This window comes from Microbulbifer maximicatervae (SeqCode) (assembly GCF_052466985.1).
Genome location: NZ_CP174298.1, coordinates 1,186,772 through 1,202,010 on the forward strand (window position 1 = coordinate 1,186,772; position 15,239 = coordinate 1,202,010).

At 49.7% G+C, this 15,239-nt stretch carries 15 protein-coding genes; 3 read left to right on the forward strand and 12 right to left on the reverse strand.

What is annotated here, in order from left to right; translation table 11 throughout:
• Positions 1-2: 2 nt before the first annotated feature.
• From ACJJI3_RS05185 to ACJJI3_RS05230, 10 genes are all read right to left on the reverse strand, one after another.
• Positions 3-227: a HypC/HybG/HupF family hydrogenase formation chaperone gene (locus ACJJI3_RS05185; RefSeq protein WP_444893906.1), complete on the reverse strand. Its 225-nt coding sequence runs from the start codon at positions 225-227 to the stop codon at positions 3-5.
• On the reverse strand, positions 227-2,542 hold the full coding sequence (gene hypF / locus ACJJI3_RS05190; RefSeq protein ID WP_444941730.1) for a carbamoyltransferase HypF: 2,316 nt from the start codon (positions 2,540-2,542) through the stop codon (positions 227-229). The genes ACJJI3_RS05185 and hypF overlap by 1 nt, the downstream gene beginning before the upstream one ends.
• Entirely contained in the window at positions 2,532-2,804 is a 273-nt protein-coding gene (locus tag ACJJI3_RS05195) for a hydrogenase/urease maturation nickel metallochaperone HypA (RefSeq protein WP_282932830.1), read from the reverse strand. The genes hypF and ACJJI3_RS05195 overlap by 11 nt, the downstream gene beginning before the upstream one ends.
• Positions 2,767-3,288, reverse strand: coding sequence for a hydrogenase maturation protease (locus tag ACJJI3_RS05200; RefSeq protein WP_444941731.1), 522 nt, complete (start codon positions 3,286-3,288; stop codon positions 2,767-2,769). Before ACJJI3_RS05200 ends, ACJJI3_RS05195 begins: the two co-directional genes overlap by 38 nt.
• Positions 3,224-4,588: a Ni/Fe hydrogenase subunit alpha gene (locus ACJJI3_RS05205; protein ID WP_444941732.1), complete on the reverse strand. Its 1,365-nt coding sequence runs from the start codon at positions 4,586-4,588 to the stop codon at positions 3,224-3,226. The genes ACJJI3_RS05200 and ACJJI3_RS05205 overlap by 65 nt, the downstream gene beginning before the upstream one ends.
• A 45-nt stretch (positions 4,589-4,633) precedes the next feature.
• Positions 4,634-5,452, reverse strand: coding sequence for an NADH-quinone oxidoreductase subunit B family protein (locus ACJJI3_RS05210; protein ID WP_444941733.1), 819 nt, complete (start codon positions 5,450-5,452; stop codon positions 4,634-4,636).
• Positions 5,428-6,237: an FAD/NAD(P)-binding protein gene (locus tag ACJJI3_RS05215; RefSeq protein ID WP_444941734.1), complete on the reverse strand. Its 810-nt coding sequence runs from the start codon at positions 6,235-6,237 to the stop codon at positions 5,428-5,430. The genes ACJJI3_RS05210 and ACJJI3_RS05215 overlap by 25 nt, the downstream gene beginning before the upstream one ends.
• Entirely contained in the window at positions 6,227-6,715 is a 489-nt protein-coding gene (locus ACJJI3_RS05220) for a cyclic nucleotide-binding domain-containing protein (RefSeq protein ID WP_444941735.1), read from the reverse strand. Before ACJJI3_RS05220 ends, ACJJI3_RS05215 begins: the two co-directional genes overlap by 11 nt.
• Positions 6,712-7,833: a 4Fe-4S dicluster domain-containing protein gene (locus tag ACJJI3_RS05225; protein WP_444941736.1), complete on the reverse strand. Its 1,122-nt coding sequence runs from the start codon at positions 7,831-7,833 to the stop codon at positions 6,712-6,714. The genes ACJJI3_RS05220 and ACJJI3_RS05225 overlap by 4 nt, the downstream gene beginning before the upstream one ends.
• Positions 7,834-7,993: 160 nt before the next feature.
• On the reverse strand, positions 7,994-8,470 hold the full coding sequence (locus ACJJI3_RS05230) for a hypothetical protein (RefSeq protein WP_444941737.1): 477 nt from the start codon (positions 8,468-8,470) through the stop codon (positions 7,994-7,996).
• A gap of 381 nt (positions 8,471-8,851) precedes the next feature.
• Between ACJJI3_RS05230 and ACJJI3_RS05235 the strand changes: the two genes are divergently transcribed.
• Positions 8,852-9,283 carry a hypothetical protein gene (locus ACJJI3_RS05235; protein WP_444941738.1) on the forward strand — a complete coding sequence of 144 codons (432 nt, stop codon included), beginning with the start codon at positions 8,852-8,854 and terminating at the stop codon, positions 9,281-9,283.
• A gap of 36 nt (positions 9,284-9,319) precedes the next feature.
• On the opposite strand, the gene ACJJI3_RS05240 is transcribed toward ACJJI3_RS05235, so the two are convergent.
• The gene (locus ACJJI3_RS05240) at positions 9,320-10,465 is read right to left on the reverse strand and encodes a hypothetical protein (RefSeq protein ID WP_444941739.1); all 1,146 of its coding nucleotides are present in this window, start codon (positions 10,463-10,465) and stop codon (positions 9,320-9,322) included.
• 283 nt (positions 10,466-10,748) lie between these two features.
• Between ACJJI3_RS05240 and ACJJI3_RS05245 the strand changes: the two genes are divergently transcribed.
• Both ACJJI3_RS05245 and ACJJI3_RS05250 read left to right on the forward strand, forming a co-directional pair.
• Entirely contained in the window at positions 10,749-12,410 is a 1,662-nt protein-coding gene (locus ACJJI3_RS05245) for a VRR-NUC domain-containing protein (RefSeq protein WP_444941740.1), read from the forward strand.
• A gap of 2 nt (positions 12,411-12,412) precedes the next feature.
• Positions 12,413-14,845 (forward strand): ATP-dependent DNA helicase, encoded by a 2,433-nt coding sequence (locus tag ACJJI3_RS05250; RefSeq protein WP_444941741.1) that lies wholly within the window; start codon positions 12,413-12,415, stop codon positions 14,843-14,845.
• Positions 14,846-14,852: 7 nt separating this feature from the next.
• On the opposite strand, the gene ACJJI3_RS05255 is transcribed toward ACJJI3_RS05250, so the two are convergent.
• Complete coding sequence (locus ACJJI3_RS05255; RefSeq protein ID WP_413665805.1) at positions 14,853-15,224, reverse strand: VanZ family protein; 372 nt, start codon at positions 15,222-15,224, stop codon at positions 14,853-14,855.
• Positions 15,225-15,239 lie beyond the last annotated feature (15 nt).

Consider the following 15,239-nt stretch of genomic DNA (forward strand, 5'->3'; position numbering starts at 1 on the left):
ACTCAACCCAATGTTTTGAGGTACTCGAAAACCTTATTTGCTTCTTTTGCTCTCAACTTGCTGATCGCGACTCCAGCATGAACGATCACGTAGTCTCCTACTTCAGCCTCGGGTACCAGTGATAAATTTACAGCTTTACTGATACCGCCGAAGGAAACTTTTCCAGTGCGCTCCATGGCTGATTCTTGCTCTATTAATTCGATTCTTCCGGGAACTCCCAGGCACACTAGGAACTCTCCTCTCCCAATGATTGCCCAGCAGCATCCATACACTGTGCGTAGTGGATCTGGCCCAGCGATATTCCTCCATCATTTGGGGGGACCTCGCTGTGGCTGTGAACGGAAAAGCCCTGACTTTCCAGAAGCGCAGTGACGGTTTCGGTAAGCCGCTTATTCTGGAAAACACCGCCAGACAGAAAGATATTCTTTTCACCTTGTTGCGTTGCTACTGCCAGCGCCATCTGCGCGAGTGTGTTATGAAATGCAGCGGCCCTTTGTGGCAGTGATCGGTTTTCATCGTAGATCAAAGCACTAATACAGGGTGTCCAGTCCAATTCCAGCAGGTCCCCTTTTTGAACAATGCTAAAGGGGTAGCTATCTTTAGAGCTGACGCCACGGGCACACTGTTCTAGAGCCATGGCTGCCTGCCCTTCAAAGCTGGTATGCGTAGTCAGTCCCAGGAGTGCGGATACCGCATCGAAAAGGCGGCCGACAGAGCTACACGGTGGACTGTTAATCTCACCTTTTAACATGGTGACCAGGTTTTGACGCTCGCCACGGGTGAAACAGCGCTTTAATTGTCGATTCTCCAGGGCGACAAACCCGGAGATTTCATACAAAAGTCCGGCCGCAGAGCGCCTGGGCTCGCGTACGGCCTTTTCACCGCCCGGCAGTGGGAATGTGCGAAAGCTGGCGATGTGTTTGACTGGAGACCGTCCATTCCAGTGAAAGAATTCTCCACCGCGAACAATGCCACTGCGGTCGTAACCAGTTCCATCCCAGCAGATTCCCAGTGCAGGTCCCGAGTGAGCGTGTTCTGCCATGCAGGAGAATAGATGGGCAATATGGTGCTGAACGCCAATACGCACAGCTCTTTGCTTCATAGCCCAGCGGTGAGAGGTATAGCCTGGATGGAGGTCGTGGATTAATTTTTTCGGGCGGCACTGCTGTAGTTTGGTGAGGTCGCCAATAGTTTGGTTGAAGTGCTTCAGGGTATTGGCACTACCTAAGTCGCCAATATGTTGGCTGGGATATGCCCACCCGGCGTGAGACAGTGCAACTGTGTTTTTCAGGTCCGCCCCCAGGGCCAGGAAGCTCTCTCGTTCACCTTCGCCCTTTGTGCCTGGTACAGGCAAGGTGATGGGAAGTGGCGCGTAGCCCCGGGCTCGACGCAACATCAGCGGACGGTTATTGACCACCCTGAGTACAGAGTCATCCAGCGGGCGCAAAATTCGGCGATTGTGTATCAGAAAGTAGTCAGCGATTTTACCCAGGCGCTCGAACGCCTCATCATTTTCTGTACAGATAGGCTCTTCCGCAAGGTTGCCACTAGTAGCGACAAGGGGGGCTCGATACTTACGCGCAAGCAAGTAATGCAAGGGTGATGCAGGCAACATCACCCCCAAGTCGGCAAGATTTGGAGCGACCAACGGATGTATCCTGGAGTGATTGTCATCCTTCGCTTCCAATAGAACAATCGGTCTTTCTCGGGTCGATAGTAGTTGCGCCTCTTGCTCCGAGACGCAGCAATCCTGGCAAACGCTTTTCAGCTCGTCATATAAAAGTGCGAACGGCTTATGCGGACGTTGTTTACGCTGGCGCAAGTTGGCGAGCGCCTTACCATTGGAGGCGTCGGCTAACAGTTGAAAGCCGCCTACCCCTTTAAGGGCGATAATTTTCCCTTGGGCAAGGGCATCAAGGGCTTTAGATAGTGCCCGACTCTTCTTCGCAATTGTAACGCCGGCAGTATTACAGAAAAGCAATTGAGGGCCGCACTGAGGGCAGGCATTGGGTTCCGCGTGAAAGCGTCGATTGAGGGGGTCCCGATACTCCCCCGAGCATTTTCCGCACAAAGGGAAGTGGTGCATGGAGGTGTTGACACGATCGTAGGGCAGTTTGTAAATGATGCTGTAGCGGGGGCCACAAAGAGTGCAGCTGATAAACGGATAGTCGTAGCGGCGATTGTTGGGGTCTGATAATTCCCTGAGGCAATCATCACAGGGAGCCAGGTCTGGTAAAACGATGGTTGAACTACTGGCATCACGGACACTGGGTAAGATTCGAAAACCGTATTCTGCCTGAAGAGCCACCGGGTAGGATTCAATGTGAGTGATGCGACTGTAGGGTGGCTTCTCTGAAGATAACTTATCGATAAACTTTTCGATTTCCCGGCTTTTGCCCTGGACTTCAATTCTCAGGCCACCGCTGTAGTTGGCCACCCAGCCTTTCAATTGAAAGCTATCGGCCAGGCGATAGATAAAGGGCCGGAATCCTACTCCCTGCACCAATCCGGCGATTTCAATCCGGCGGCGTTCAGTGGCCATCAGTCTCCTCAAACTTTAAGCTCTCCAGGATTACATCCTGGGCTTCCTTGTGATTAATATCCTTAAGCTCATCAATTTCCAGCTTAATCCCCTCGAGAGAAGTCCCGAGTATCTCCCTGTCAAAATGCTCTCTCAGATGCGCTGCAGACATATGCGCCAGGGCACCCAAGCGCAAGCGAACGCCGATCGGCCTGCCTGGTTCATCAGAGGCCAGTTCCTGGATTTTATCGATCAGGTTTTTGATGAGATTCTGTTCGTGCATAGTGGTCTCCGCTGTATAGCGTTAGGTGCGCGATAATCATTTGCTCTGCTCGATGGGCTGCACTGGCCACTTTGGGCGATAACCCCTGTCCTTTTGCCAGACTTTCTGAGTTGATCGCAAAGACATCCAGATGTGCCGGCAGCGAATCAATATGCTTTCCCATGGTCAGCGCTTCGGTCAGCCCAAATCCATGGCTTGATGTATTGCACATCGATGGAGCAAGTGCGTTGCCTAGACCATCAATGGTGACAACCTCCCCGATAGGGTGCTGATCACTTACCATGGCGTCTACAAGGCAAACCCATCGACCTTTCCATTGCGCGAGCAAATGTAAAATATCGCCACCGCTTTCGAGGAATTCCACCGCCCCTCCAAGTTTCTGGCGAAGTCGAGCGATGATATGTGGCCCTACTCCATCATCACCGCGCAGGGGGTTGCCCAGGCTTATCAGTAACCATGGATTGCTTACTTTGCGCTTGCCCATAATTCAAATGTAGCTGTAGGAAGTGAGTGGAGCAGGAAATGCAGGGGTCGTAATTCCTTATCGCCCGTTCACATAGCCCCTGTAATTTATCCTCAGGAAAGTGCATAAAGCTCGGCAACATCAAGCGGAGGTCATCTTCGATGGTCTTCTGGTTTTGTGAGGTGGGAGCGACAATTTTTGCCGTCGTAATCTTGCCTTTCTCATCAATGTCATAGCGATGATACAGAAGCCCACGGGGTGCTTCGGTGGCTGCACAGCCGCTTGCGGTTCTCAGTTCTGTCTTTAAGTGAGGCTCGGCTGGGGGTTGGTATCTATCAATAATATGCAGAGCTTCTTCAAAGGCATGTAGTACCTCCAGGCTCCTAACGAGGATGCTTTGGAAGGGATTTAGACAGGGGGTGGTAAAGTTGATCTCCTCTGCTAATTGCAATGCTCGAGCTGACAGTTTGTCGCGATTAAGGTTGTATCGTGCGATGGGGCCCACCAGATAGGCGCCCCGTTCCCGTAAAGTACATTGCAGCGCGGTGCTGTGAGCGACGTGCTCTTCTTCAAAGTGGTTCTCATAGTCTTGGGCGCTAATATTGAGTCCCGCACTGGAGGTGATCCTGCCCTCGTTCATTGGGTATTCTGACGGGTGCGTTAGAGCGACAAATTCGTAGTGACTATCCCTTCGCCATTCGTAGCTGGGAAAAGGCAAAGCTGCAGACCAGCGCACCAGTTGCTCGGTGAGATCCCTGGCCATTTCCAGCTGCGCTACCAAGGCTGTAAGTTCACGAGCTTCCGGAACCTTGTAGAAGCCCCCTACCCTCACATTAATTGGGTGTACTTCCCTGCCACCAATAAGGCGAACCAGGGCATTGCCCGCCTTTTTAATCTCCAGCGCATTCTTAACAATCTCTGGATGATCCTTAGCCATTGCGACTGCATTGGGGTAGCCGAGGAAATCCGGTGCATGGAGCATGCTGATATGCAGCATATGGCTCTCGATCCATTCACCGCAGTAAAGCAATCGACGAAGCATACGCAAATCGCCGCCGGGCTTCAGGTTCAGGGCATTCTCCATGGCATGCACAGCACTCATCTGGTAGGCCACCGGGCAGATCCCACATATGCGTGCGGTGATATCTGGGGCTTCCAAGTAATCGCGCCCTCTGAGAAGGGCTTCGAAGAACCTTGGGGGCTCAAAAATCTTGAGCTGTACATTTTGTACGCCGCTGTCGTCGTAGTCGATATGGAGGGCTCCCTCCCCTTCGACCCGAGCGAGATAATCTACCTTAATCGTTTTGCTGCGATCCGCCATAAAGCTCACCTGGGGGCAGATTTATCACCAATGTTTGGGGGGGGATTAACGCTCCCCATCTTCTTGCCTATCCTCACTTTGCACTTTAAAGGAAGGCGCTAGTGGATTGAAATTCCTAAGGTTTTCAACAATTAAAGTATTTTCTACATTTAGTTTTTCATCCCACCAATGGCAAAGTGATTCGGTGTTGGGATTTTCCTTGGGACCGTAGCAAGCGTAGCAACCGCGGTTGTAACTGGGGCAAATAGCGCCACATCCCGCGTGTGTAACAGGCCCCATACAGGGGGTGCCATGGGCAACCCAGATGCAAACATTGCCGCGCAATTTACACTCAATACACACCGAGTGATTGGCAACCTGGGGTGCTCGCCGGTGCAGGAATGCACTGATTACTTCGAGCAGTTGATGCTTGTTGATCGGACACCCCTGCAACTCAAAGTCCACCGCTACCCTTCCTGATATTGGTGTGGACTCCTTGAGAGTGGCGATATATTCCGGGTGGGCATAGACCACATCGGTGAACTCCTGCACATCGGCAAAGTTTCTAAGTGCCTGAATCCCTCCAGCCGTTGCACAGGCGCCAATGCTGATTAGAAAGCGGGACTGACGTCTGACCTCTAGGATTCTCTCTTCATCTGCTGGCGTGGTAATGGAGCCTTCAACGAGAGAGATATCAAAAGGACCCTCTTTCACCTCACTGGAAGCCTCCAGGAAATAGGCGATATCTACCTGGGCTGCCAAAGAGAGAAGCTCATCCTCGCAATCCAATAGGCTCAATTGGCAACCATCACAGGAGGTGAACTTCCAGACGGCAAGCTTGGGGGTAGGATTACTACTCGCTATAGGCTGTTGATTTGAAACCATGAGCGAATATCCCGGTAGCAAAAGACAGGGCCATCTTTACATACAAAGTTAGGTCCCCACTGGCAGTGGCCGCAGATTCCAATGGCACACTTCATGTTGCGCTCCATGGATAGATAGATATTGGATCCAGTCACACCTTTATGGAGAAGAACCTGTATGCAAAAGCGCATCATGATCTCGGGTCCACACACAAACACTAAAGCATCATTGCACTCCAAATGAGTGACACGCAGAGGGTCGGTAATCACACCAATATGCCCGTTCCAGTCTGTGCTGGCGTGGTCCACAGATGTCACCAGTTCAAATGAGCTGCGCCAGTGACCAAGCTCTGGCTGGTAAAGCATTTCTTCGGGGCGACGAGCCCCATAGAAAACTTGTAGGCTCCTGGCCGGCAAGTGCCCCTCAAGAAAGCTGTAGATCAGGGGTCGTAAAGGCGCTAGCCCGAGTCCGCCGGCGATAATCACTAAGGGACGATTTGCCGCCAGGTGAGTTGGCCACCCCTGCCCGAATGGTCCCCGGATGCCCAGTTGCGTTCCAACTTCCAGTTTGCAAAGCGCTTGGGTAGCAAGCCCCTGGCCTTTAATCGTATGGGTAAGTGGCTCAGCGGGTGATGCACTGGAACCACTCAAGGAGATAGCAGCTTCCCCGGCACCAAAGGCGTAAAGCATATTGAATTGCCCGGGCTGAATGGGTGATGGTGTCCCAGCTACTTGCGTCAGGGATAGAGTGATAGTGCCAGGAAACTCTTCACGCCGATGGGTAACACGCCATAATTCAGGGATCACAGCGAGGAATTCCCTGTGACGGATGTGGCCCGTAAAGGTCCAACAACTGTATTCGTGCTGCCTGCAGTCGTTCTGTAGCAACTTTGGTAAACCGTTTCATCAGCTCGAAACCGAGTCTCGGTTCTTTTTCACACTTATCTCGGAGGCACTGCCCGCCAAGTTTAAGGCTGCGAACTGAGGTCAGGGCCCGGGCATCGAAAGCACTCAAGTAGGGAGGATACAGCCAGGACCAGCCGAATATATCTCCACCATGCAGTGTCATAAGACAAAGGGGCCCATAGTTGGGGACAAAGGATTCTACGGCGACACGTCCAGATCGAATTAAGAAGAAATGGTTAGCCGGAGTGTTTTCCCTGGCAAGGTATTCGCCTTCTTTATAGTGACTATTGCTTGTACACCCGGAGAGAAATGCCAGGTCCTTGTCTGCCAGCCCGGTAAAGAAAGGGTGCTCCTTGAGTAAGGTGGTGACAACTTTCATTTTTGTTCCTGGGCGCGAATATTCTGTATCTCTTCCGTGATATCGATGCCTACGGGACACCAGGTAATACAGCGTCCACAGCCGACACAGCCAGAGCTGTCAAATTGATCAAACCAAGTGGCCAGTTTGTGAGTCATCCACTGCCGATAGCGGCTGCGGGTATCCGCTCTTACCGGGCCGCCAGACAAATAGCTCAACTCAGCCGTAAAGCAGGAATCCCAACGCTCCCAGCGCTGTGCTTCATTTCCGGTTAAATCTGTTGTGTCCTCAACGGTTGAGCAGAAGCACGTGGGGCAAGCCATAGTGCAATTGGCGCAGGAGAGGCAGCGCTCCGCGACTTTATCCCAGTTTGGGTTGTCATAATTGCGATAAAGCAGTGTCTTCAGGTCAGAGCTGTCAAAGCTGCGGCGACCGTTACTCACTTGATTTTCGGCTTGCTGAACGGCAGCTTGCCCCTCTTGTTTCTCCGCTTCTGATGCGTCAACAGTGGGTAATTGCTTTAACACTCTGTCGCCTTGAGGGCTGCCGCTGCGTATGAGGAAGAAGTGGGCATTGGAAGTCAGAACTTCGGTGATTACCAGATCACTGGGCAGTTGCACCTGCGGGCCTGTGTTCATTGAGGTACAGAAGCAGGTATTTGCTGCTGTTGTGCACTCCACAGCGATAGTGAACAGCTGTGCTCGACGTGCCTTATAGCTGCTGTTGGCGTAATCCCCCTGTGCGAGGACACGGTCCTGGATAGCAATGGCGTGTAGCTCGCAACTGCGAACACCGAGAAACGCTAACTTGACCGGAGGCTCTTTAATTTCCAGAATCTGAACATCCTCTCCAGAGCGGCTAGCGCTCCAGAGCTGGCGCTGGGGCAGCTGAAGAAACTGCTTCCAGGAGTGGGGGCCAACGGCGTAGCCAAAATAAGCCTTGTCATTGCGGCGCTCTACCCGGTATTGCCCCGCCTCTTGCTGATCCGTCCATCCTTGGGGTAGATCTGTGGAAGTTTCAATCTCACCATAGGTAATAGCCCCGTTATGCAGTATCGGGCCAAAGAGCTGGTAACCTTCACTGCGAATTGCCTGAATCAAACAATCCAGGTCATTCGCTGCCAGTTTAAGTATTTCCACGAATAGCCGAGAGCCGGCTCCGAAAGAGCAGTAGTTGGTGATCTACTGATTTTTAGGTCTGTACCGGCGAATTGCACTAAGACAAAAGTGCCAAAATGCTAAGAAGAAAGTTTAGAGGAAAGCTTTTGCTCTGAGTCCTTATTGAGGTGGGGTGCATCCTCTAGGCAAAGTATTTCATAACCTTCTGATACTTATATACGACATACCATCTAAGCAAGATGATCGGCGCAGTACTTGCCATCACAAGGGCTACACCTGCCCCGAGTTGGTTTAAATTGATAGCGAGTAAAGAAAATTCAAAAATATCGATAAGCACAATAACTGGGATAAAAAAGGTCCAAAGTTGTTCGAATCCTATTCTCTTGGCAAACGCTAATCCAAACAGTACGACGTAGAAAAGGGAGGAAACAATCAAGCTGATTACCAGCCACCAAAAGGGGATGCCTGTGGTGCCATCGGTCAAAACCGTATATTGGGAATACAGCTCCAGTGGTAGAAGGATAAAAAAGACAATTTTCCAGCCTACACTAGGGCTATAGACGGGGGGGCGATTGTCGAGTTCGCTCTCAGGTGCTTGATAAGGATTTTGCACGCTCTGCCCTTTAATTGGCCTTTGAAATTTAAAACTGTCGGCCACTTCAATCCTATGGATTAGTGCACTTATAAGCAATTCTTGTCGGCTATTACTGCAGCCAGAATGTAGAAGTAGTTTGCCGTTTATCGCTTGGACATTGGCATTCGATTGACATCATGACTTCACCTTGTTTGAACTGCAAGAAAGCAGGTTATATTGTCACACGTATGCGATGAGCTGCCTCACATTATCGACAAACACTTGAGTCAAGTATTGACTTTGAAGCTGCAGACAATATCCTCGCTGTTCAAATTTTGATAGTCACAGAGCCTAGCTAGTAAGTAATGATCATCTCAATTTAGCTCAGGGAATGGCGAGAGGTAACTTTCGGGTTGGCAATTAGTGCCTATCCGGAATAGTGGTAAATAATAAGGACGTTTCGAGATGCAGGATATGTATCAGACACCAGATAGCCCCCTTACAGACTCTATTCCACACTACAAACCCAGTGCTGGTTGGAAGGTACTCCTTTTTATTCTTGCCCCGCTGGAAGTCTATTCCCAATATCTTGGTTTCACCGCCGATGAGTGGGACCTCCCTATTTGGTGGATGATTTTTAGCCTGCTAGTTTATATTGTATTTTTTGTTGCTTTGTTTGGATTGGCTTTCTCGAAAAGGATTGCCTTCTCAAATGCTTGGCGTATCTATTTGCCCATTTTAATCTGCACTGACGTATTTGAATTTTTCTCCGTCATAGGTGAATTCAATATGTCAGTACTGGAAATCCAAATCATTACTATGATTTGGATTTCAGTGATATTTTTTACTTGGTACGTCGTGTACCGGTATCAAAAGGTGATGCGATATTTTAAATAATATCTACGCTGGCCTTAACCACTTTCAGTTAGTGTTTTATTGGAAGGTATTGCCGATATTACCTGTGCCAGTTTGCGTGGTTAATGCGATTTCACCACTGCCAACCTGAGAGGTTGTTTGAATATTGGAAACGCCATTTTGCGTCACCAGAATGCTGCTACTAATACCGCTATGTTGATTAATCTGGGAAGAATTCGAATCACCGAACTGATTTAGTATCAATGAACTGGTGAGCAAAGATCCGTCCTGCCCCTGATCTATTTGTGCAGTATTGGCTGACCCATCTTGGATTACTAGAGTGGTACAGGAAATAAGTTCAATGGCGGCAATATTTTCGTTCCCCTGATCAAGATTTACCGTATTAGAAGAGCCGGTTTGCATTACCTCACCGCTGCTTGAGGTAATATTCTCCTGATCCACATTTGCAATGTTATTGTCACCAATCTGGGAGACTATCCCAGTAGCAGCTGAAACATCAGTTTCCTGCTCTATTCTTCCAGTATTCGAATCACCTATCTGCGTTATTATTGCAGTGCTCGTCGTCGTGACTTCATCCTGTTCGATATCTAAAAAGTTGGAAGAGCCAGTCTGGCTGGCCATGGCAAAGGTAAAGGTTACATCTCTATCCTGATCTATATTGGCGAAGTTGGAGTCACCAACTTGGGTGAACATGGCGTTAGTGCTATCCACCCTTATACGCTGATCTAAGACCAATGTGTTAGACATTCCTTGTTGAGATGCAACAAGTGTGGTGGAAGTAACATCTTCCTGTTGCAGGACTTGGATGTCGTTTAAGTCTCCAGACTGAGTGCCGGTGAAGGAGCTGAATTGAGCATCATCCTGCAGCAAGGTCGCTGTATTATCACTGCCATTCTGGGTCAGGTAGGACGTAGTAAGCTGCGTTGCATTCTGTTGCACTGCTGAGGCCTGATTTAAGTTTCCCGTCTGCACCAGTTCAATAGTGCTTTCAGAAGTGCCTATAGTTTGGGATGCATCCGAGTCATTGAAATCGCCGATTTGGGTCTGAACAATTAAGTTGTTATGCACAGTATCATCGGACTGATCAGAAGTTGCACTATTGCCAGTACCTTCCTGGAATACCAGGGTGACATTATTATCAGCTAGAGCAGATACGCTGGCGGCAAATAGCGCGGCTGCAGTCACAGAATTTGTCACTTTCATAGAGGTAATCCCTTATTGGTTAAATCTTATTGGTTAAATCTTATGGGGCGACCGCTTATAAGCCTCGACTGCAAGCCTGGATGAGCATCAAGGGAGTTGCCATAGGAAAAAATGACTGAATAACTAAGAAGAAAGCTTGGGATTGTTGTTTGTTCACCGGGCCAACTTGCTGTATAACCATACAGCCCCAGAGTAACCTCTGCCTCGTTGTTTGCATATCACGTCATAAGGAACTGGTGTGCGGTATCGACGATAGATTGATCGAAAAACTAGCGCTTGTGCCATGACCCAACCGATAGAATTACCAACTGGCTACTACCTGGACAACTTCAAAGCGTTGATTGAATTTGTTAGCCAACATTATTCCTGGCTTATCACCACATCTGAGCAAAATTTTTTTAAAACCTTCCAAGAGTTGGATATTTATAGCCAGCGGCTCTATGTGCGTTTGCTGTCCCGTAAAGGAGTACCTTCCTCTAGAGGATCGCTTTTCCGCCTGGAGAAGCTTAGCTATGGTGAGATAGAAAGTATTGAAAGTGCTGCAGCTGTTTTGGATCGCGCTGGACTACTTTGTTTTAATCCGGTGTTAACGGCACAAGAATATCTACCACTATTTACCAAAGCTGAATTGCTTGCGGCAGGACCCTCGGGTATACCAAAGTCTCTCAGCCGCCCTTCCCTCGAGCAACTATTGCTTGAAGACTCCAGTTCGAGTGACTGGTTTGTGAAGTTGCTTTCTCAGCACAGGGTACTAGCCGTCCAGGGTGCCGAACATTTCCAGACTTTCAAACTGTGTTACTTTGGCAACTTGAATCAGGACCTTACTGATTATGTATTACGGGATCTTGGGCTTTATCGGTATGAAGCTTATCCGCTGGACAAGAAAAATCTCCCCTTTCAAAGTCGCGCACAAATTGATCAGCATCTGCTTTACTACCAGTGCCTGGAGTTGTTAGAAGAGCCATTACTGGAAGATGCAGAAGCCATAATAGCCTTATCTGTTCAACTGCCAGAAGGTATCGATGATGACTCAACCCTGGCTCGTCGGCTGGACAGGATACGTCTTAAGTTGGCACGACAGCTTGAGCGGCTCAATGCCCTTGAGCAGGCCGATGCACTATATCAACTTTGTAAAACCCCTCCCGCCCGTGAGCGCCGCGCACGAATTGCCGTAAAGCAAGGGTACGACACTCTAGCATTGGAAATATGCGAGGAAATAATAGCTTCCCCTATGGACCAGGCAGAAAGAGAGTTTGCTCTTGGCTTTGGTTACCGCACAGCCAAACGAAGTGGAGGCCCCAACAATTGGCAGGCACCTCATAAAATCCAAGCCCCCACTGAAGTGATAAGTTTGGCACAGGGGGAAATCTGTGTTGAGCTGCTGGTGGCAGAGCACCTTGAAGGTTCTAGCGGTGGTGAGTGCTTTTATGTAGAGAACACCCTATTCACCGGTGTGTTGGGCCTCTATATTTGGGACATACTGTTTGCACCTGTGCCTGGTGCTTTTTTCAATCCCTTCCAGATAGCCCCAGCTGATTTTCGCACAGCGGATTTTTACTATTCCCGTCAAGCGCTATTCACCCAGCGATTGGCCGAAATAGAGCATGAGTCCTTGAAGTCCCGCGTCCTCTCTACCTTTGCAGAGAAACAAGGTATTGCCAACCCTTTAGTTGCTTGGGAGGCTTTGTCTACAGAACTACTTGAGAAGGCGCTGGATAGAATCCCCCCAAGTCATTGGCGTTCAATTTTTACTCGCATGCTCAGTGATATCACACAGAATAGAAATGGGCTGCCAGACCTTATTTGCTTTACTCCCTCCGGTCACTATGAACTCGTGGAGGTTAAAGGTCCAGGGGATCGCTTACAAAAAAACCAAGAACGCTGGCTGGCGTTTTTTGCTGAAGAGGCGATCCCTCATCGCGTAATTCATGTGGAATGGCACTAGCTTTGGATAGCTTAGAGTCGGCTGAGACTTTGAATCTTTCTGTGGGAGAGCTAGTCGCTTTTTCCTGCCGCAGCGGAGATTTGATTCGGGAACCAACTTCAGGGCCCTCTGCCCAGGAAGGGATTCGGGCTCATCAGAAGCTACAAAATCAGCGGCCCAAAGGCGCTGAGGCAGAATACAAGCTCAAGACCCAAATAGACTGGATGGAACAGCAGGTTACTTTGAGCGGCCGGGTCGATATTTTCCACCCGAAAAGTGATTTGCATAAACCGGCTCAACTGGATGAAATTAAGACCACTTATTTACCTCCATCGAAGTTGCCCGAAGCCGCCAAGAAATTGCATTGGGCTCAGCTAAAAATTTACGGCTATTGCCACTTGGTCAATGAAGGCACTACAGGTGGTACAGATACAGTCGCCTTGCAAGTTGTCTGGTATAACCTCAAGGAGCGCAAGTCCTATCCAGAATGCATAGAGTACCGTTTTAGTGAGCTGGAGACCTTCACTCTTGAGGCTCTCACAAAATATTTGTGTTGGCACAGGGCTTGGCAGGAACATCGGCAGCAGCTTATTGAAACGGCGAAACAGCTCGCTTTTCCTTTCCCACAATACCGCCCCGGCCAGCGCCAACTGGCAGTGGAAGCCTACCGGTGTTTCCGGGACGGTGGTGAGCTGGTGGCTGAAGCACCGACGGGAACCGGCAAGACAATCAGCACCCTATTCCCAGCCATAAAGGCAATTGGCGAGGAAAAGCTGGATCAGCTGGTTTACCTGACAGCAAAGAATTCCGGTCGGCAAATGGTGCGGGAAACCATTGAGGCACTTCAGGCGAGTGGTTTGCAGTTATCTTTACTTGAAATTCAAGCAAGGGAAAAAACCTGTGCCTGTAACCTGGGGCTTTGTACCCGTGATGATGACGGCATCTGTCCGAGAACAAAAGGGTTTTATGATCGACTTCCAGTTGCAATGGATGCCCTGCTCGGCCGGCCCCAGTTAACTCCCAAAGAGATTGCTGATGTGGCGGATCAGCAGCAAATCTGTCCCTTTGAACTCTCCCTTCAAATATTGCCTTGGGTAGACTTGGTGGTATGTGATTTCAATTACGTGTTTGACCCTTTGGTACGCCTGGTCAGTTTTCAGGACCAGCGCAATCGCCGCGCACTATTAGTTGATGAAGCTCACAATTTGATCGACCGCGCCCAGGAAATGTACAGTGCAAAGTTATCCCGCCGTGATAGTCGCCGCGCAGCTAATGCTTGCAAAGGGCACTCTCCGACATTGCAGAGAAGTATTCAGTCTCTGGTTCGGGCAATTGAAAATTGGATCAAAAAATTGCGAGAAGTTGGTGTAGCTCAAAGCCGCAGTACTTTTGAAGGGGGTGAAGTTTGGGTCACTGCAGCAACAGGTGAAGCAGAGCATCCAGAACCGGTTTCCCGAGCCGTGCAAAAAGTGCTCTCCACGGTCAGCCAACTTATGGAAAGCTCTCAGTCGCCCCCGGAAGAAATAGCGGAGTGGTTAAGGTCTGTCTATCGTTACGCAGTTATTGAGCAGGAGCTTTGCGGTCAGCATAAAGTCGTCACACGGGTGATTGACCGGGATGCTCCCTGGCAGGAGCAGGAAATTAAGCTACTTTGTTTAAATGCTGCACAGTTTTTACAGCGATCCTACCAGCAAAACCAAGCCGCTATACTCTTCTCTGCGACTTTGCGCCCAGCCAGCTATATATATAGTCAGCTGGGTGTAGAGCATGAGTCGCCCTACCTAAGACTGCCCTCGCCTTTTCAGCCGCAGCAACAGGGCGTTTTCCTGTGCCCATATATAGATACGCGCTACCAAGCCCGCGACCGCTCAATAGAGAACCTCGTCGACATTATTTCCCGTACCTTTTACAGCCGCGCAGGAAATTACCTGGTATTTTTTCCCTCTTATCGTTACCTGGAGCAAGTTGCTGAGAGTTTTAAGGCGAGATTCCCGGAAGTGTCCTTGTTACAACAGCTGCCGGGACAGGGAGAGACAGAGCGCGCTGAGTTTTTGTCTGGATTCAACGAAGGTAACAAGAGCCTTGGGTTTGCCATTATGGGGGGCATCTTTGGTGAAGGCATTGACTATGTTGGGGAGAAGCTGGTTGGCACTATTATCGTCGGTACTGGGCTCCCGCAAGTTAATGTTGAGCGGGAGCTACAGCGCGATGCTGCGGAAACCACTGGCATCCATGGATTTGACATCGCCTACCGCTATCCAGGGATGACTCGCGTACTGCAAACTGCCGGTCGGGTTATACGTTCCGAATCTGATAAAGGTGTGATCATTCTGGTAGATAGCCGCTTTTCAGAACCTTTTTATTGGCAGCTTTTCCCCGAGCACTGGCAACCGGCGGTTTGTCGCAACACCGATCAATTAACGGGCAACTTGGAGCAGTTCTGGAGTTTAAGCTAAATCTGGTTTAGGAATTTCTCTCCCTCAACCCGAACTTTCCCAACACCCAAGCGATAAGCGTGCCGCTCAATATCCCCGCCGTATTGGCCGCGAAATCCAACCACTCACCTGTACGATTCACGTAAGGTTGGAGCAACTCTATGCCACCGCTCCACAGTACAAAAAATAACCCTATTAGCCACCAGTAACTAGGCCTGCGCAGGGCGACGGGGAACATCAGTGCACTATAGGCAATTAAGTGATTGGTTTTGTCGGTGCCGGGTATATTGGGTACTTCGGGAAGCGGAAACAGGGATAGGCTCGTAATAATGCACAAAAACACCACTGTTAGCAGAATCCAGTAGTTGTAGACGAGCCTTAAGGGAAGTTGAATTATCATTAGTTCCTACTAATT

Excerpts from the sequence above, each read along its gene's own strand:
- hypF (WP_444941730.1), bottom strand. The coding sequence starts at position 2,542 with ATGGCCACTGAACGCCGCCGGATTGAAATCGCCGGATTGGTGCAGGGA.
- ACJJI3_RS05235 (WP_444941738.1), top strand. The coding sequence starts at position 8,852 with ATGCAGGATATGTATCAGACACCAGATAGCCCCCTTACAGACTCTATT.
- ACJJI3_RS05220 (WP_444941735.1), bottom strand. The coding sequence starts at position 6,715 with ATGAAAGTTGTCACCACCTTACTCAAGGAGCACCCTTTCTTTACCGGG.
- ACJJI3_RS05255 (WP_413665805.1), bottom strand. The coding sequence starts at position 15,224 with ATGATAATTCAACTTCCCTTAAGGCTCGTCTACAACTACTGGATTCTG.
- ACJJI3_RS05245 (WP_444941740.1), top strand. The coding sequence starts at position 10,749 with ATGACCCAACCGATAGAATTACCAACTGGCTACTACCTGGACAACTTC.
- ACJJI3_RS05205 (WP_444941732.1), bottom strand. The coding sequence starts at position 4,588 with ATGGCGGATCGCAGCAAAACGATTAAGGTAGATTATCTCGCTCGGGTC.
- ACJJI3_RS05195 (WP_282932830.1), bottom strand. The coding sequence starts at position 2,804 with ATGCACGAACAGAATCTCATCAAAAACCTGATCGATAAAATCCAGGAA.
- ACJJI3_RS05210 (WP_444941733.1), bottom strand. The coding sequence starts at position 5,452 with ATGGTTTCAAATCAACAGCCTATAGCGAGTAGTAATCCTACCCCCAAG.
- ACJJI3_RS05200 (WP_444941731.1), bottom strand. The coding sequence starts at position 3,288 with ATGGGCAAGCGCAAAGTAAGCAATCCATGGTTACTGATAAGCCTGGGC.
- ACJJI3_RS05240 (WP_444941739.1), bottom strand. The coding sequence starts at position 10,465 with ATGAAAGTGACAAATTCTGTGACTGCAGCCGCGCTATTTGCCGCCAGC.